The following is a 15,742-nucleotide window of genomic DNA, read 5'->3' as shown; positions in this document are numbered from 1 at the left end:
GACCATGACCAAGACGATGACGAAAGGCGCGGCGGCCGAATTCCACGCAATGGAAGATGACGACGCATGGCTTAACAGCGGCGCGATTGACGACGGCGACGACGGAGTCGCCGCTGAAGGCTATGACGAAGAGGCCCTTTCAAAGCTGGAGGCGCTCAACGAAAAGTACTGCACCGTTCTAGATGGCAATTTGCGTGTGATGTATCTGGATGAAAACGACGAGGTCCCCGGCCGTCGCTTCTGGAAAAGCATCGAACTCAAAGCGTTCTGCGCTCATTTCTCAAACATCCGGATCGAACGTGACATGGACGGGCTGTCGAAGAACGCAGCCAGCACAATACCGCTTGGCGATGCGTGGATAGCATGGCCCCGGCGAGCGGGAGCAATCGGCCTGACGTTCGACTCGACAGTGGACCCCGGCGAAGGCATTGAAGGCCGCATCGTCAACGGCCGCTTGAATCTATGGGCCGGGTTTGGCGTGAAGCCTCTAACGGCTGAAGAGCGCGGCAGAAGCGGCGGCTGGACGAAGTTCCGCAACATGATTCTCAATGATCTGTGCAACGGCGATAAAGAGTTTAACTCCTACGTTCTGCGCTGGCTTGCCTACAAAATGCAGAACCCGGCCCTGCCGTGCGAAACGTCGCTAGTGTTCAAGGGGGCTAAGGGCGTCGGCAAGACCACGCTAGGCGAAGCCATGGTCAAGATATTTGGCTCGCACGGACTCCCGGTGAGTCGACGCAATCAATTCGCGGGACAATTCAGCGGCCATCTAGTAACGGCTTGCTTTGTATTCGCCGACGAAGCCGTGTGGGGCGGCAACAAAGACGACGAAGGGACTTTGAAAAAGCTAATCACCGATCGGCATGTCCTCTACCGCGCGATGTACAAGGAAGAGGCGTTCGGCGTGAATCGCGTCGGCTTGATAATGGCTACCAACGAAGAATGGGCCGTTCCTGCGACGTTCGAAGAGCGGCGTTTCGCGGTGATGGAGGTCAGCGACCGCAATCAAGTCAGCAAGCCCGGCATTAGCGACGAAGAGAAGGCCCGCCGCGTGAAGTACTGGGCGGACGTACACAACGAAATCAACAACGGCGGACTCGCCGCTTTCATGACCGATATGCTCGCGATGGACCTTGGAAGCTGGACGCCACGGCAGGACGTGCCGAAGACCGCCGCCCTCGCCGCACAAGTCGAACAGGGATTGAGGGGCGTTCAACTCTGGTACTATGAATTGGTCACGGAACAGCGCTTGCCAGTTGGGCCCGGCGAGGATTCCCCCGAGTGGACGGGCGAGGTGGAAATCAAGTCGTCCGTGGTCCTGCGCGACTGCCGCGACTGGCTAAAAAGCCAGCACTCGAAATTGGTCGTTACCCATCGCGGCTTGCTGAAAGAGCTGAAGAAGTTCGGATGGGCTCTCGGCGGCCGGTCAAACAACGCGCGGAAGTGGTCCGCCCCCTCGCATAAGGAGGCGGTGCGGGTCATGAACGCACGGATAGGCCGAAAGGTCACGTAGAAGGCGTCAAAGCGTCACCTGAAGCGTCACTCACGAAATGCCTCAAATTCCAGTGTGGGTGACGCTTGTGACGCTTCTGACACTTTCTAAGGGGTAAGTGTAAGGGGGTACAGAGTAGTTCGGGCAGGTCAGCACGCTCTGTACTCTCCCTATAGAGGTGGTCCGCAAATCAGGCAGAAGCGACAGAAGCGTCACAAGCCCCTTGTGTTATAGGGTTTCGTGCGTGACACATTGGAACTCTGAGGTGGCGGGAAGCGTCACGCCTTTGACTTTTGGCTCCGAATTCTGGAAAAGCCCTACCCGGTACCGCCTTCAAACCCGGTACCCCCAACCTGGGCCCGGCTCGGATGGCCTGCACCACACAGCGTCGATGCGCTCTTTATCCCCGCTAGGCGGCCCCGATCACGGCCCGGCCGCACGGCGGCGCACCTTTGCGTTAAGAGAAACAATCTCAAATGCTTGAAGCTTAAAACAATATCCGCGACGGGGCGGAATCTATGGTTGTGCAAGCCTGCACAAAAACGCGACGCACGAAGAGCAAGAGCCAATGGCGCGGGCCCCTATAGAGCGCCCTGACTCGAAGGCTAGGCACAGCGGCCAATGAGGGCGCCTCGAATCATCGGCGACGAGTCGAATCGATTCCGAATCTTCGAGTCGCTCGCGAGAAAGATTTCTCTTAGTCGGTCGCCCGAATTTTTTGCGGGTCCTTCCAGCGCCACAAACGCTATGAGGGCAATATCGGAGCGCGCGCACTCTCCCGATGGGTAAGAAAATTATTTTCTTTAGGAAATGGGTAAGCGACCCGGATTGATGTCGCCTGAAGGCGTTTTCACGTGCGGTCCGGCGGCGCCTGGAGCCCTATTCTGTTTCACCCGCCAGAGCTCAATCCTCTCAAGGTTAAGCCCGGCGCCGATTATGATTGAATCTCGACGCAGTCGCGTCGACAGTCATTCGGTGGGGGAGCGCTAGGGGATGAAAACGCTTAGGTAGGGAGTCGTGCCTCCAACAGAGGTGCATACTGTTGGCGCCATGCAATTCCGGGCGGGGCGATCGTGTGTTATGTCCGCTGATTCCCCAGCTGGCGACGTTGCCGCGTCTAATGGGCACTTCTGCTAAGGACAATAGGCGGCCGTCAGACAGATTCAGCTTCTTAAAAGCCCGCTAGCCGATTCTCCATATTTTTCTTTACCGTGGCTCGCGGCGCACAAGGGCAAGGTGAAATGAAATACCGTCCCGCGGTTACGGTTCTCGGCCCAGATGGTGCCTCCGTACGTCTGAACGATCGTGCGGGCGATCGGCAATCCCAATCCTGTGCCCTGCGGCTTGGTCGTAAAGAATGCGTTGAAAACGGTCTTCAGATTCTCCTCTGGAATGCCTTTTCCCGAGTCCGCGATTGCGACCTCGGCCATCTTGGAGTGAAGGTTTCGGAAAGTTCGAACCATCAGTTTGCGGGACTCCGGTTCGCAAGCGTCCATGGAATCCATACCATTCATCATCAAGTTGAGTATCACCTGCTGAATGTGGATCGGATCAGCTCGCACGGGCAATGCGTCGGTCGGTCGTTCGTTGATCACCGTGACCGCCCGCTTGGCTGCTTCGGGTCCGAGAATTCCCAGTACTTCGCTGACGGTGTCGTTTAGATCGAAAGTCTGAAGGTTCTGGTCCTTCGTGTTATTCAGAAGATTTCGCAAGCCAAGAATGATTTCGGCGACGCGCTGCTCGTCGCGGATGATATCGGATAGGATTTCCCCAACCTGCGCGAGATCAGGCGGATTCGCCTTGATCATGATTTGCGCGGCCTCGGTATTGTTCAGAATGGCTCCGAGGGGCTGGTTAATTTCGTGAGCGATGGATGACGAGAGCACGCTCGCTGTTGCGACACGATTCAAGCGTACGACCTCCCGACGGCGGCTGCTCGCCTCCGCTTCAGCGAAATACCTACGACGGCGCTCGAGAAGCAACCAGGAGATGATCGCAGCCTGGATCAGCAGAGCAGCAGCTCCAGCTGTCACCTGGGATTGATACTGCTCCCACATACTGGGGACGCGAAAGTAGACGTCGCTTCCTTTGGGAAGCCGGCTTTCGCTGATATCCCAGCGCTGCAGCTCTCTCCAATCGAACCTGGGACTTGCATATCCGATCGCAGCCGTCTTGACAGTTTCGGGAGCCTCTCCACCAAGAATTCGAACGGCCGCGTTGGCGGCTTGTCGACCCACCGACGAAATTGAAATGAGCGGTCCACCAACGATCCCTTGCCCAAAGAAGTGATCTGAATGACTAAATGTTGGGGCGGTGGCGACCTCGTGAATACGCTTCAGCGCTTTACCTTCTTCGTGAGGAACTCCTGCTGCGTCAACAGATAGCAACCCAAAGAAGATGGCTGACCGTGGCGGCAACGTTGCAGCGCGCTTGAGCATCTCTTCAAGCGACAATTCGTTGAACCAGGTGAACGCGACCCGTCCTTCGAACCGCTTAAAATCGAGGCGTAACTGCTCCACCCAGTACTTCTCCAGCGGAGAGTTACCGAGAACCACAACGACATCGGTTGTCTCGGGAAGCACCTGCAAGATATTATCGATGATGACTGGGAAATCATTATTCGCCGCAACCACAGCATCGTTTGCCGTTAATCTACTGAGGGAAACACGCCGATGTTCCAAAGCTGTAAACAGCGCCGGGATAGCCGGGAAAAGTTGCTGTCGGTTCCGCTGTACGAAGTTTACTGCCGGCCCGCCGACGGCTATGATCAAATCGAGCTTGCGCGTAGCGAAGAGGGTGCGCAAATAGTCAACAAACGGCCCCTCTTCGTCGCCGGCAAAACGTGCGGTTGCCAGCGAAGCCTCGAAGATGTCGATTGGACCGGGCGACTGCCGATCCAACTCCTCACGAATGCTCCTGGCGTACTCATTCCAGGGCGCGAAATCACGGCCAAAGGAATGCAAGAGAAATACGCGCTTCGGTTCGGCGCAAGCCGTGTCAACAGCCACCAAAAACAGGAAAACCGCGCAAAGAATCGTCCGGTACGTCATCTCCGAGCAACACTCAATACTTTGAAATGATCAGGTCCGCCAATGAGCGGCGCCGAGCCTACTCCAATAGCTCGCGGCAGGGGAGTCCCTCCGTTCAATTTCAATCGCAGCGCGAAGGCCATTAAATTTTAGGCAAATTTCGCAACAAATGCCGAGGCGCAGGCGATGTCGATTTCTGCTGGACCGGGTCCACTCACGGAATTCCGTTGATTGCATCAATGAGCAATTTTGCCAAAAAGGGCTTTCTCAAATAAGCGACGCAGCCAAGTTCAGACACTTCCTTGCTGGTTGCTTCGTTTTCAAGTGCGCTCATAAAAATGACCGGCATGGTGCTCCCCGAAGCACTCAAGCGCCGCTTGAGATCGATACCTGACATGGCGCCGAGATGGATATCCAGAAGGAGGCACTTGGCTTCGCACTTTGCGAGCACCTCAAGAAACGATTCAGCCGATTCGAACGTTTGGACATGGAAACCGTGCGCCGACAGAAGCCGGCTTAGGCCTTGCAGCGTGCGCGGATCGTCCTCAACGATCGCGATCGTGTGCATTCGATTATCCATCCCTACAGAATCGTCGGACAAGCTCCCGTGCAACGGTAAACGACCGTGGACGATATCGAAATTCCCGACATTGAAAATGGCGGGGTATTCTGAGCCTTTATTGATTAGTGTGTTGTGGGTCGAGGTTAGGACCATTTCTCACTTTCGCCAACCACAATCCCGTACAGTACCTTCGCTGCGCTCGGCAGTTTGCGCTCTTGTGTCAGGTATTCTACACAACTCGCCTCGATAAGCGCTGCCCGTGTGAGCCCTTCAAGGCTTCATCTCGATTCCGAGCTTCGCCCGCATGTCCTTGAACACGACTGCAATGGCCTCGATGATCAACTGTTCCGGATGCGCCTTGCAATAAACGATGACCTCGTGCTCCGCCTCTTTTCCTTTCCTGAGGTCCAGATAGTGCTTGCGAGCAAGACCGTTGTACCAGCCGCTATACCAGGTCGTAAGCATGTCGGCGTCGCCCTGCCACGTCCCCGCGAGTTGCGCGCACGTCAGTTTTTGGACGTCGAGAAAACCGTTGACGTCGGCGTAGGGCGCTGAGATCTACCTGGGCCCGGGCGGGTTGAATCAACGGCGTCAAAAGCATCACTGCAAGTGTCAGGGGCCGATACATCCGCTATTCTCCTTTAGTGAGTTTTGGCATCTATGGCTGAGCGGCACCGGCACAGAAGCGTCGGCGCCGCCTTTGCATCAGACCGCCACCTTCTTCACCGGCGGGACTTTCCAGGAGCCATCAATGATCGATGGATCGGCCTCGCTCGGCCAGTACATCCGCAGCATCAGGATGAAATCGCCCGATGGCGCAGGAAGCCAATTCGCTTCCTTATCTTTGCCTGGCGAGTCCGTCTGAATGTAGAGGTCCGTCGACCCGTCCGGATTCGACTTCAGATCCTGCCGTGCGCTGATCGAATAACGGTTGATCGGATTGCTGACGAAGAAATAGCTGCTGTCATACATCGTCAATGACCAGAACCCTTTGGCCGGCGGCAAATGTCCCTTGGGGAAACGCATGACGTACTTGTTGGCGCCATTGTAGGTCTTGTCGTCGCCATCCACCTTCGATACGGGATAGACCGCGTCCTGCGGACGGTTGGCGCCTAGTCCGATCGCGGTGACCAGCGCCCGCATCAGGTAGTCGGTGCCGTAGAGCCCGGTTTTGGTTGTAAAGCCCCAGCCATTCTCGTCCTTCATGTCTTTATTAATCTTGTATTGGATCATGATGCGGTCCACGCCAATTTCCGGCACGCGCTTGATGAAATCCGCCTTGAGTTTGCTGGCATCGAAATCCTGTCCGGGCACGATCCCGATTTTGGCGAACTTGGCAATTTGAGGCGCGTCCGCCGCTGTCGGCGGATTGTCCTTCATGAGCTTGCAGAGCAGCGTGAAGTACGCCACCGCATCCATTTTGTTGACCTGCTCGCGCACCGCAGTCTTCATGTCGATCGACGGATCGACCGTCCCCGCCGGCGGCGTATAGGACTTGCCGTAAGAACTCAGGGGCACGAGCTTGAACTCATCTTGCGCCTTGTGCACGGCCGCGTAATCCTCGGGAGTACCCGTGCAATAGATGCGGCCCAAAATCCAGACGATGCTCGTCGGTGCCTTCAACTCCTCGACGCCGGATGGGAGGGTACCCTTCCAGCCCGGCCCGGTGATGGCATAAGTTTGCGCGCCGGTTCCGGTGGTGCGCTTGCCCGGCACCTGGAACACGTTGGTCCAGCCATCCAGCATTGGCAGCAGGTAATAGCGGTCCTTCATATCGGGGACGCTGATAACCCACGGCTCCTTGCCGACATCGATGAACGCCGTCGTGTACAACGTGTCGGCATTCGGCGCGGTCACGGACTTGAACGACGGATCCGGGTATTGCCTGAGCTTGATGAGCTGGCCCATCGGACCGTGCGAGCCCTTAACCTCGGCTACGTTGGTGATGACCCGGCGGGTCATCTCCATGGTGACGAGCGGATAGCCGAAGACGTAGGCATCAGTAGCCAGGACAAAATCTTCGAGTCCTCCGCCGATGCCGAGTAGCTCGCCGAGTTCGGCTCGGCTTAAGGTGCTCGCCGAAGCGCTTGCAAGCAGGCTCAGGCCACCAACAGTGAGGTTGCGTCTGGTGATATCCATTTTATTCTCCATTGCTTAGTGCTGACGTTCAAGCGGCACTTTCTCGATTACGTCTCAGTAGCAGGGCGGATAGGGGTAATAGCCGCAGGCCGGGCGCCCGTAGTATGGCGCAGCGGCGTACGCGGCTGCGCCGACTGCTCCGGCATAGACGACACCGCGAAACGCGGCGCGCCGCCACACACCGAATATGTCGATGAACAGCGAGGCCGGACCATCGGCGCCGGTGATATCGCCTTCCAGCAGCTGCACGGTGAAGGTCAGGTTGTCACCTTCAATTTTGGGGGTCTTCAGCACCACGACGGCATCCTTCACCGAGGAACCGTCCTTGCTGAACGCCGAAATGGTCGCATTGGGAGGATCCTTCGTGAAATTGTCGTTTCCTTTGCCCCAATCCTCCAGCAGCATTGCCGTCGGCTCGTGGCCGGCGAGTCGAACAGGTCGATCGGCAAAGACGATAGAGTTTGGCGCCACGCCAATCAGCGTCAGCTTGTCGCCTTGAAGCGTTGCGCCACGTGAATTCATCACGATCAGCGACTGAATAAGCTCCGGCTTCGCAGCACTGTTAGCGCCGCCAATCGTTTTCATCGGCGTCGGCGCCGCGGGAGACGACGTCTGCGCAAGCGCCGTCCCTGCGTCGAGTAGAGCAACGGTCAATGCGAGCGTTATGGCAATCTGAGTGGGTCTCATCATCTGCTCCTTTTGCGAGGCATCTCGATTCCATGAAGCAATCCAGAGGATGGCTCACTGTTTGAGACTATGAGGGGCTCGGAGACGTCCGCTATGCAAAATCGGACGGAGCGCGAAATTCAGAGGTGCGAGCGACGGGCAATATCGTCGTACCGAATTTGCATAGCGGTGATCAGTGGGCGCCCTACAGTCCAGCTATTTCAACGGACTATAGAGGGGCCGACCATGCTTATTATCTTGTGCCTCTACATAGTCGGGCTGTGGGTTGTCTTTTCAAAGTTCAAGCTGGTGCGCTGGGGCTGGATGTCGGGCACCGTCTCGGTGTTAGTCGGCGCGCTCATTCTCGGGGTTTTTCTCGGGCTCTTTAACTATCTCACGCCATCGGGCTACGTAACGGTAACCGGCCGGGTGGTCGAAGTGACGCCGAATGTGACGGGTGAGGTCATTGCCATTCCCGTCAAACCGAACGTGCCGGTGAAGATAGGCGACGTCTTGTTTCAGATCGATCCTGCGCCTTTCCAGTACAAGGTTGCTCAGCTGCAGGCTTCGCTGGCCGCGGCGCGCCAGCAGACCGAGATCCTGAAATCGAACTACGAGCAGGCTAGTGCCAACGTTGCGGGACTGGCTGCTCAGCTCAAATACAACACCAAGCGGCTCGCGGACATTCAGACCCTGGTGTTGGATAATGCGAACACGGAATTTCAGAGCCAGGACAAGCAGGTCCAGTTCGAGACCGTATCGGCGCAGCTCGTCGCCGCCAAAGCAGCGCAGCAGAGCGCCAAACTCGCGATGGATTCCGAAATTGGAGGCGTTAACACTGCCGTCGCGCAGATTGAGGCACAGCTGAAGAGCGCAAGCTGGGAGCTTTCGCAAACCACAATTCGTGCACCTGCCGATGGATACGTGACAGTCGTCGCACTGGCAGTCGGCGACCGCGCCGTGCAGATGCGCTCCGCGATGTCGTTCATTGTCGAGAATGACGTCACGCTCGTCGGAATATTTCCGCAGAACGGATTTCAGACGATCAAGGAAGGCACCCGCGTGGATATCATCTTCGAGAACGTCCCGGGCCGCATCTACCACGCCAGGATTACGGCAATTCCCAAGGGCATCGGCCAGGGCCAGATCGCGGTATCGGGGACATTGGCTCGTACAAATTCGCTTGGCGGCGCCACGGTCTTTCCAGCAGAAATCTCCATTCCGGACGATATCACGCGTGAATCGCTGCGGCTTGGAATGACGGGGAGCGCAACCGCATTTGCGGCTAACGCGGGCGTGATCGGTGTCTTGGCGTCTATTCTCGTGTGGGTCAGCTCCTATACGGCTTACCTGTAGCCGGCGACAGCGGAAACACCCCCAAGCAAAACCATTTGGTATATTGGATACTGCGTGGCCGGCCCGCCCACAACCAGGCGTTGACCTTTGGGATACGTGCGCTATTCTCCCTCCATACGTAGATAATACTGCTTACTCGTTTTCCTTTATATTGCGAAGGGCGTAGACGAGATGACCGGCGCTCCTATGGTTCATGTCGTTGATGATGACGCGGCGTTTCGAACGTCAGTGTCGCGACTGCTGATCGCGTCTGGCTATCAGGTTGCAGATTACGAATCCGCGACCGGTTTTCTGCAAGCAAGCCAAGAAGCAAGGCCGGGCTGCATTTTGCTTGACGTCCAGATGCCAACATTGGGAGGCATTCAGCTTCAAGAGCAGCTTGCGAAGGTGTCCCACAGTTGGCCAATCGTCTTCATGACAGGCCACGGCGATATTCCCACCAGTGTGCGCGCCATCAAGGCAGGTGCTGAAGATTTCCTCTCCAAACCAGTTTCAAAACAAATATTGTTGGAAGCGATTGAACGCGCGCTGGCTAGATATGCGGCTATGGAGCAGAGCCGGAACGAACTTAATTGGTTTAGATCACTGGTTGGCACCCTGACTACGCGGGAAGACCAGGTCTTTGTGCTCATGGTCCGCGGCAAGCTGAACAAGCAAATCGCATTTCAGCTCGGTACCTCAGAACGGACCGTCAAAGCCCATCGTCGTATGGTGATGCAGAAGCTGCAGGTTCAGTCGCTTGCTGAAGCTGTATCCATTGCCGAGCGGCTGGGATTGCTGGCCCCGCCTTCTGCGTCGACCGCTATTCATCGATAGAAACCGGCGTCGGACGGGGTGCGTGCGCGAGACGCGCCTTCGGTTGCCCGAAAGGACAATATCCACGAAGCTCGCCCGATGTTGTGTTGTGCCGAATTGATGTCTTCAGAGGCACAAGACCATGGAAAGCACAGATGCAATCCCGTCCAGGATCGAAGGCAGGTCGAGCCGCGAGTTGGTCGAAAAGGCAGAGGATTTGGCTCTCGCCGATCTGGATGAGCCGCTCCATATCACGGGCCTTTGCCGTGCGCTCGGCGTAAGCGAACGAACCCTACGGAAGGCATTTCATAAAGTACGCGGCGTTCCACCATGCCGGCATCTACGGATGATGCGGCTTTCCCTAGCAAGATGGACACTCTTATCGGCAGACTGCAATCTTGTCTCAGTCACAGATGTCGCGACTTGCTTTGGCTTCATGGAGCTAGGGCGCTTCTCCGTCGAGTACCGAAAGGTGTTCGGCGAAAGCCCCTCGCAAACATTGCATAGAGACTTCGCGGCTGAGGCCCGGCCCATCACGACCGAAGCTTTTCGCCCACAGGATATGCTCGGCTTGGGTCCTGAACCAGGCGTGGCGGGCCGTCCGCTACCCTCAGTTGTGGCAATACGACAACGGAGCGACGCTAAACTTTGGCCGCAGGCTGATTCCGCATAGCGGCAATCATGCTTCCGGTATCTAGTTGGAATCAATTGCTGATCCGAGCATGGGGGCTGCCATGGCATCAAGTATCATAGAACCAAAATCGTTTATTCGATTGCTTCCATCGAGTATCGGCATCGCGATACTTGCGGTTAGCCTTTTCCCTGAAATCTCCCACGCCGATGAGAGCGGTGTTTCGTACTGGCTTCCTGGAAGGTTCAGCAGCCTCGCAGCAACTCCTCAGGTGCCAGGGTGGTCCATGGCCGAAGTTTACTATCACACCAGCGTAAGTGCCTTTGGCAATCTAGCGGCGGCGAGGGAAATCCAGGTCGGCAGAATCCCCGCCAATATCAATGTCGATTTGAATCTGCGCTTGAACGCGCAGGCTGACCTCGTTCTGCTGAATCCGACCTATACGTTCGCGACGCCGGTGTTGGGCGGGCAATTGGCTATCGGCGTGACCGGCTTATTCGGCCGGTCGGCTGCCACAATCGATGGTACGCTTACGGCCGCGGTCGGTCCTTTTGCAGTAACGCGGATGGGAAGTATCGGAGATTCCATTACTTCGGTGGGCGATCTCTATCCGCAAGCGACGCTGAAGTGGAACGCGGGCGTACACAATTTCATGACCTACCTGACGGGAGACATTCCGGTAGGTGCCTACAGCCCCACGCGCCTCGCCAATCTGGGCATCGGCCACGCTGCTATCGACGGAGGCGGCGGCTACACCTATTTCAATCCACAGGCCGGTCACGAATTTTCAGTGGTTGGAGGATTTACCTACAATTTCAAAAATCAGGACACGCAGTATCAGAACGGTATCGACTTTCACGTCGACTGGGGTGCCTCGCAGTTTCTGTCCAAGCAGATATTCGTCGGGCTTGTCGGATATGCGTATCAGCAAATCACGGACGATTTCGGCCAGCACCCGATCCTGGGCGGGTTCCGCTCACGTGTCCTCGGCGTCGGCCCGCAGATCGGATATCTGTTCCCGGTCGGCGATATGCAGGGGTATCTAAACCTGAAGGGCTATGGCGAATTTGCAAACGAAAACCGGCCGGCGGGCTGGAACACGTGGCTGACGTTCTCGATCTCGCCAATGGCGCCCAGCGCCGGTGCGCCCATTCGGCGCATGGTCACGAAGTAAACTGGACCAATGCTCTGCGCTTTTCTGCTTCCCGGATGCGGTCAGCATCACGGGCGGCGTTATTGATAATTAAGATCTGGTAATCACGTTCGCGGGTGCTTCTTTTATGACGCAAATGCGACAGGTAATTCTGGCTAATTCCCGTCATGTCAATGCTGACAGAGCGCGACCTTGAATACCTAGCTTGCCTATCGGCCGATTGGCGGCGGCGCTATTTCGCTGAACTCGAGCGTCTGCTTCAACAGGATGATAGACACCGCGACGGCGAGCCAAGACACTTCGCGAGTCCGGCGATAAGTACCCCGGAACCGCTTCGTGCCAAGGTAAGCACGAAGTCCGCTCAATAGGCCCGGGCGATCCTCGCGAGCAAAACTATAGTCTTACGTAGGAGCGGCCGGCGGTTGGCCAAGCCGTGCCCTGTGATGGCTCATCAGATACTGAAGTCTGTGCGCAGCAAGGGTGAGCGCCGCGATATCAGCGCCTTCGGGGCCATCACCAGCAGCATTCCTGGCAAGCTCGCTCTTCAGAATGCTGTCGATTTTCTTTTCAGTTAGTTCTAGTTCGCTTTCGGTCTTGGCATTCCTTATTTCGCTTCCGAGTTCGTAGAGCGGTTGGAGCATGTTTGCAGGTTCGCCCTTTGAGCCGGCAAAGCGCCATGCCGCAAGAATGATAGACACGAGCGACCCCAGTAGCAACGAGGCGTAGTATAGCTTGTCATCATACTTATCGAGGAAGCTCTGCTGATTTCCGTTGTAATAGGTGGCCGCTCCCGGGTGAATGGGAATGAGTGCGCCAGCATCCATGCTCGGCGCGCCGGCTTGCGCCAATATTGGATATTCTGACAACAGATCCCGCCGGACGTCGATCAGCGCCTGTGTCAGGTCGGTAATCGTTCCGGCATCCACAGACTTGTCAGCCGCCAGAATGAATGAGACCCGCAAGGATGTCAGATCATCCGAGGGAACAGGCGGAGCACCTCGTAGGGTGCCCTTCGGAATGTCATAGCTCTCGTAGTACTGGGCCACGTTTGCAACCGCCCCTGCCGATCCGATTTCGATCAGCTTCGGCGCGTTCCCCTTGGCTCCCTGCTGAAAATATTGCCTGACCTTTGCAAGGTATTTCTCGGTAAGGGGTGCAACGACAAGAACTGCATTAACCTGCCCCGAACGCAGGGCCGCCGCGCTATCGCTGAGCGCAATGTCCTGGAAGCGGACCTTGTCGCGGTCGAACGGATAGACCTGTTGTAAAGCCGCCACGACCGGCCGGTTGACCTCTCCGCCAATGATCCCAACCGTCGAATTGCGCAGGTCACCGAGACCATCGGCGCTTTCGTTTGACGGCGCCAGGATGAGCACCACGCCGTGCGTCAACAAGAGCACGCTTCTTGCGTCGGACAGATTGCCGGTATCCCCCCGGACAATGGCGAGCTGCGACTTGCCGGAAGCTAACATGTCTGAAGCGCGCAAGGACGTGCCGCTATCAACCACCTTCAATCGTATGTGCGACTTCGTTGACGCCAAACGCGCTGAAATTGCCGATATCAGGGAGAGAGCCTCGCCATCGGCAGATCCGGTGGCAACCGTCAACACAACGGGCTTTGCCAGGTAGCGGTAGGTAAGCCAACCACCCGTTATCACTGCGCATGTGACTACGCCCACAAGCGCAATCCTGAACCACCGAGGCCATTGATTGGGTGCCAAGCTGATCGATGATGTTCGAGGCGACGTCGACATGTACGTTGTCCGATTGGCATTGAGGACTTGGCTCAATGCATCAATGCAAACCGAAATAGTCGCCGCTATGCAATATCGGCGTCCTTCTCTTTATTGATCGCCATTTTGCCGTCGCGCCGTTTTTGCATAGCCGACCGCAAACTCGTTTCTTAGGGTTCAATCGCGCGAACTGTCAGTCGCGCTGAAAGATCTGGCGCGGGAAAAAACATCCCATGACATCGACCAAACGACGTCTCAAATATCCCATGCCCGGACGGGAATATCGGAGACCGATCAAATAAAACCTGCAGCTACTCCTGCCGTGGTAGTTTTGCTCCTGCTCGCGCCGGCTCCTGCAGAGATAATTTATCCGAGGACGCCGTCCCGTGTGTACGATCACGGTATCGCTAGTGAACTGCATTTTAACTCGGCGAATCTTGTACGGTTAAGCCCAATGTTACCTGATACTCCGACAGTCAGTCAGCTCTCGCACGTGATCTCGCAGGCAGCCGCCCCGGCGTTCCTCCTCGGTGCACTGGCCGCGTTTATCGCAGTGCTGATAAATCGCCTGAACAGAATTATCGATCGAACAATTTACCTGAACGGAATTCCCGACGACGACGCGGCCAGGTGTCGGCTCAAAATTGATCTGCCTCGCCTCATCAGGCGCGCAGCCATGATGAACAGAGCGATCTTCTGGTCTATCGCCGCCAGCATTTCAATCAGCCTACTGATCGTCGTCGCGTTCGTGAGTGCGTTCTTTCATATTCAGCATGAAAGGGGCGTTGCCGTTCTCTTTATTCTCTCGCTTGCGGCCTTCACAACGTCGCTGATTGATTTTGCACGTGAGGTCCGAATTGCGCTGAGCGAGTTTGATCACTACGGCTGACGCAATTAATCCGTTCGCCCAATGTAGGCTTGCGTTGTCGCAGTCGCCGCCAAACCATCGGCGGAACACTAGCAGGGCGGCTACCGAGCCCACTGACCCAGCTGGAGGCATGTCAATAGACTGACATAGCTCGGCGTAGCACCAACGCTTTCGTTGGTCGTGCAGCTTGCTCTGCTTGGCGCGGGGAATTTAGACCATTGGCTGGCCAGCTGATGACGCGCCTGCTGTTCATCGTTGACACAGCTTTTCGTCGATTGTCTGACGGAGAGTCGGGCCGTAGCGGCCATATCGAGCTTGCAATTCCGAGCAATGTCGAACTTAGGCACGCCATCGGCCACAGCGACAACCAGCTGCGAACTCACGACTATCATTGAGATTGAGATAGGCATTTTTAGCCTCCGGGCATTGGCCCCGTTGTCGAGGAACGGGTCCTATTTGGCTCGGGTTCAATTCTAGTCAGGCCAGGCATCTTCCGACTATGCGAAAACGGACACGCGATCGTGGAAAGGCGCTGGTCCGGATTTGCATAGTCAAGTCCGGCTAGTTCGGTAAACGTGTCGCGACGAAAGTTGAAAAGCCCTCGGATATTGAGAGATGATCCGCGCGTCGTTGCTCATCATTGTAGCCACCCTTTGTGCGTCGTGTCGGACTGACTCGCGGCTTGGTCCAATCAACACCACGCCCACGATTGACACGGCAGAAGCCAGCGCCCGCGAAGACTGCCTGTATCGAGAAGTTGCTCGACTTTTGGAGCCAAAGGGACGCCCACCTACTACTCTTCAAGAGATTGCGGTAAGTGCAGCTGGTTTCTGCAGCCGGGCCGTAAGAACGCAGTTCCAGAGAACGCCTCTCTCAGCCCGCGAAGGTCAGGACCTTGCGCGGGTCGATCAAGCGAGAACAGAGCACCGCGCCTTCGCCATCGGTTTGGAATTGCGCGAGCGAGAGCACAAACTGGATCAGCGACCCATTGACGGGGCAGCCGGCCCAGACGTTTTCGGAAGGACTTACCTGATCGTCCAATGTCTTCCATGTCCGCTGTGGGTCCACGCGGACGCTCTGACCCTGCCTGCTTTACGTCTGGCCTATCTCAATAAGCGGACACGCAAGATCTTGAGAGCTTAACCTTCTCAAGGTCAGGGCGATCCCAGATGGTTGTTGGATCGACGTCCAAATTACCATTTGATTTTGTATGGGGGAGTGTCAGGGGATCGGAGAGAAGAGCCATGGGAGATTTGGAGACCAGAGCCGTTTGCGGTTTGGACTCGACGTGGGCGGTGGCGGCTCTAGTGCTGGTCAG

The 15,742-nt window shown here is 56.5% G+C and carries 13 protein-coding genes and 1 pseudogene; 7 read left to right on the top strand and 7 right to left on the bottom strand.

Annotation, left to right across the window (positions count from 1 at the left end):
• The first annotated feature begins 4 nt into the window (after positions 1 to 4).
• A complete protein-coding gene (locus HCN58_RS10370; RefSeq protein WP_171579241.1) occupies positions 5 to 1,513 on the top strand; it encodes a primase-helicase family protein in 1,509 nt (502 codons plus the stop codon).
• Positions 1,514 to 2,655: 1,142 nt separating this feature from the next.
• Here HCN58_RS10370 and HCN58_RS10365 read toward each other — a convergent pair.
• The 5 genes and pseudogenes from HCN58_RS10365 to HCN58_RS10345 all read right to left on the bottom strand — a co-directional run bounded on the left by HCN58_RS10365 (position 2,656) and on the right by HCN58_RS10345 (position 7,912).
• Positions 2,656 to 4,542, bottom strand: coding sequence for a sensor histidine kinase (locus HCN58_RS10365; protein WP_171579240.1), 1,887 nt, complete (start codon positions 4,540 to 4,542; stop codon positions 2,656 to 2,658).
• A gap of 193 nt (positions 4,543 to 4,735) precedes the next feature.
• Entirely contained in the window at positions 4,736 to 5,089 is a 354-nt protein-coding gene (locus tag HCN58_RS10360) for a response regulator transcription factor (protein WP_235983524.1), read from the bottom strand.
• A gap of 264 nt (positions 5,090 to 5,353) precedes the next feature.
• Positions 5,354 to 5,711: pseudogene (locus HCN58_RS10355) on the bottom strand (HdeA/HdeB family chaperone).
• Positions 5,712 to 5,788: 77 nt separating this feature from the next.
• Positions 5,789 to 7,222: a DUF1254 domain-containing protein gene (locus tag HCN58_RS10350; RefSeq protein ID WP_171579239.1), complete on the bottom strand. Its 1,434-nt coding sequence runs from the start codon at positions 7,220 to 7,222 to the stop codon at positions 5,789 to 5,791.
• Between the two features lie 54 nt (positions 7,223 to 7,276).
• Positions 7,277 to 7,912 (bottom strand): hypothetical protein, encoded by a 636-nt coding sequence (locus tag HCN58_RS10345; RefSeq protein ID WP_171579238.1) that lies wholly within the window; start codon positions 7,910 to 7,912, stop codon positions 7,277 to 7,279.
• Between the two features lie 90 nt (positions 7,913 to 8,002).
• Between HCN58_RS10345 and HCN58_RS10340 the strand changes: the two genes are divergently transcribed.
• From HCN58_RS10340 to HCN58_RS10325, 4 genes are all read left to right on the top strand, one after another.
• Positions 8,003 to 9,244 (top strand): HlyD family secretion protein, encoded by a 1,242-nt coding sequence (locus HCN58_RS10340; RefSeq protein WP_235983523.1) that lies wholly within the window; start codon positions 8,003 to 8,005, stop codon positions 9,242 to 9,244.
• A gap of 171 nt (positions 9,245 to 9,415) precedes the next feature.
• The gene (locus tag HCN58_RS10335) at positions 9,416 to 10,060 is read left to right on the top strand and encodes a response regulator transcription factor (protein ID WP_171579237.1); all 645 of its coding nucleotides are present in this window, start codon (positions 9,416 to 9,418) and stop codon (positions 10,058 to 10,060) included.
• Between the two features lie 121 nt (positions 10,061 to 10,181).
• Positions 10,182 to 10,712: a helix-turn-helix domain-containing protein gene (locus tag HCN58_RS37390; RefSeq protein WP_171579236.1), complete on the top strand. Its 531-nt coding sequence runs from the start codon at positions 10,182 to 10,184 to the stop codon at positions 10,710 to 10,712.
• A 61-nt stretch (positions 10,713 to 10,773) separates the two neighbouring features.
• The gene (locus HCN58_RS10325) at positions 10,774 to 11,844 is read left to right on the top strand and encodes a SphA family protein (protein ID WP_171579235.1); all 1,071 of its coding nucleotides are present in this window, start codon (positions 10,774 to 10,776) and stop codon (positions 11,842 to 11,844) included.
• Positions 11,845 to 12,224: 380 nt separating this feature from the next.
• On the opposite strand, the gene HCN58_RS10320 is transcribed toward HCN58_RS10325, so the two are convergent.
• The gene (locus tag HCN58_RS10320) at positions 12,225 to 13,364 is read right to left on the bottom strand and encodes a TAXI family TRAP transporter solute-binding subunit (RefSeq protein ID WP_235983561.1); all 1,140 of its coding nucleotides are present in this window, start codon (positions 13,362 to 13,364) and stop codon (positions 12,225 to 12,227) included.
• Here HCN58_RS10320 and HCN58_RS35675 point away from each other — a divergent pair.
• Together HCN58_RS35675 and HCN58_RS10315 are read left to right on the top strand one after the other, a co-directional pair.
• The gene (locus tag HCN58_RS35675) at positions 13,294 to 13,452 is read left to right on the top strand and encodes a hypothetical protein (RefSeq protein ID WP_235983583.1); all 159 of its coding nucleotides are present in this window, start codon (positions 13,294 to 13,296) and stop codon (positions 13,450 to 13,452) included. The genes HCN58_RS10320 and HCN58_RS35675 overlap by 71 nt on opposite strands.
• 558 nt (positions 13,453 to 14,010) lie before the next feature.
• Positions 14,011 to 14,445: a DUF2721 domain-containing protein gene (locus HCN58_RS10315; protein ID WP_171579543.1), complete on the top strand. Its 435-nt coding sequence runs from the start codon at positions 14,011 to 14,013 to the stop codon at positions 14,443 to 14,445.
• 852 nt (positions 14,446 to 15,297) lie between these two features.
• Here HCN58_RS10315 and HCN58_RS10310 read toward each other — a convergent pair.
• Positions 15,298 to 15,465: a hypothetical protein gene (locus tag HCN58_RS10310; RefSeq protein WP_171579233.1), complete on the bottom strand. Its 168-nt coding sequence runs from the start codon at positions 15,463 to 15,465 to the stop codon at positions 15,298 to 15,300.
• Positions 15,466 to 15,742: the final 277 nt, after the last annotated feature.

Source organism: Bradyrhizobium australiense, from assembly GCF_013114825.1.
GTDB lineage: Bacteria > Pseudomonadota > Alphaproteobacteria > Rhizobiales > Xanthobacteraceae > Bradyrhizobium > Bradyrhizobium australiense.
The sequence above is the reverse complement of the archived record's forward strand: the minus strand, read 5'-3'. Positions and strand labels throughout refer to the sequence as shown.

Coding starts and splice junctions, on each gene's coding strand:
- HCN58_RS10370 (WP_171579241.1), top strand. CDS start 5: ATGACCAAGACGATGACGAAAGGCGCGGCGGCCGAATTCCACGCAATG.
- HCN58_RS10365 (WP_171579240.1), bottom strand. CDS start 4,542: ATGACGTACCGGACGATTCTTTGCGCGGTTTTCCTGTTTTTGGTGGCT.
- HCN58_RS10360 (WP_235983524.1), bottom strand. CDS start 5,089: ATGCACACGATCGCGATCGTTGAGGACGATCCGCGCACGCTGCAAGGC.
- HCN58_RS10350 (WP_171579239.1), bottom strand. CDS start 7,222: ATGGATATCACCAGACGCAACCTCACTGTTGGTGGCCTGAGCCTGCTT.
- HCN58_RS10345 (WP_171579238.1), bottom strand. CDS start 7,912: ATGATGAGACCCACTCAGATTGCCATAACGCTCGCATTGACCGTTGCT.
- HCN58_RS10340 (WP_235983523.1), top strand. CDS start 8,003: ATGCAAAATCGGACGGAGCGCGAAATTCAGAGGTGCGAGCGACGGGCA.
- HCN58_RS10335 (WP_171579237.1), top strand. CDS start 9,416: ATGACCGGCGCTCCTATGGTTCATGTCGTTGATGATGACGCGGCGTTT.
- HCN58_RS37390 (WP_171579236.1), top strand. CDS start 10,182: ATGGAAAGCACAGATGCAATCCCGTCCAGGATCGAAGGCAGGTCGAGC.
- HCN58_RS10325 (WP_171579235.1), top strand. CDS start 10,774: ATGGCATCAAGTATCATAGAACCAAAATCGTTTATTCGATTGCTTCCA.
- HCN58_RS35675 (WP_235983583.1), top strand. CDS start 13,294: ATGTCTGAAGCGCGCAAGGACGTGCCGCTATCAACCACCTTCAATCGT.
- HCN58_RS10315 (WP_171579543.1), top strand. CDS start 14,011: ATGTTACCTGATACTCCGACAGTCAGTCAGCTCTCGCACGTGATCTCG.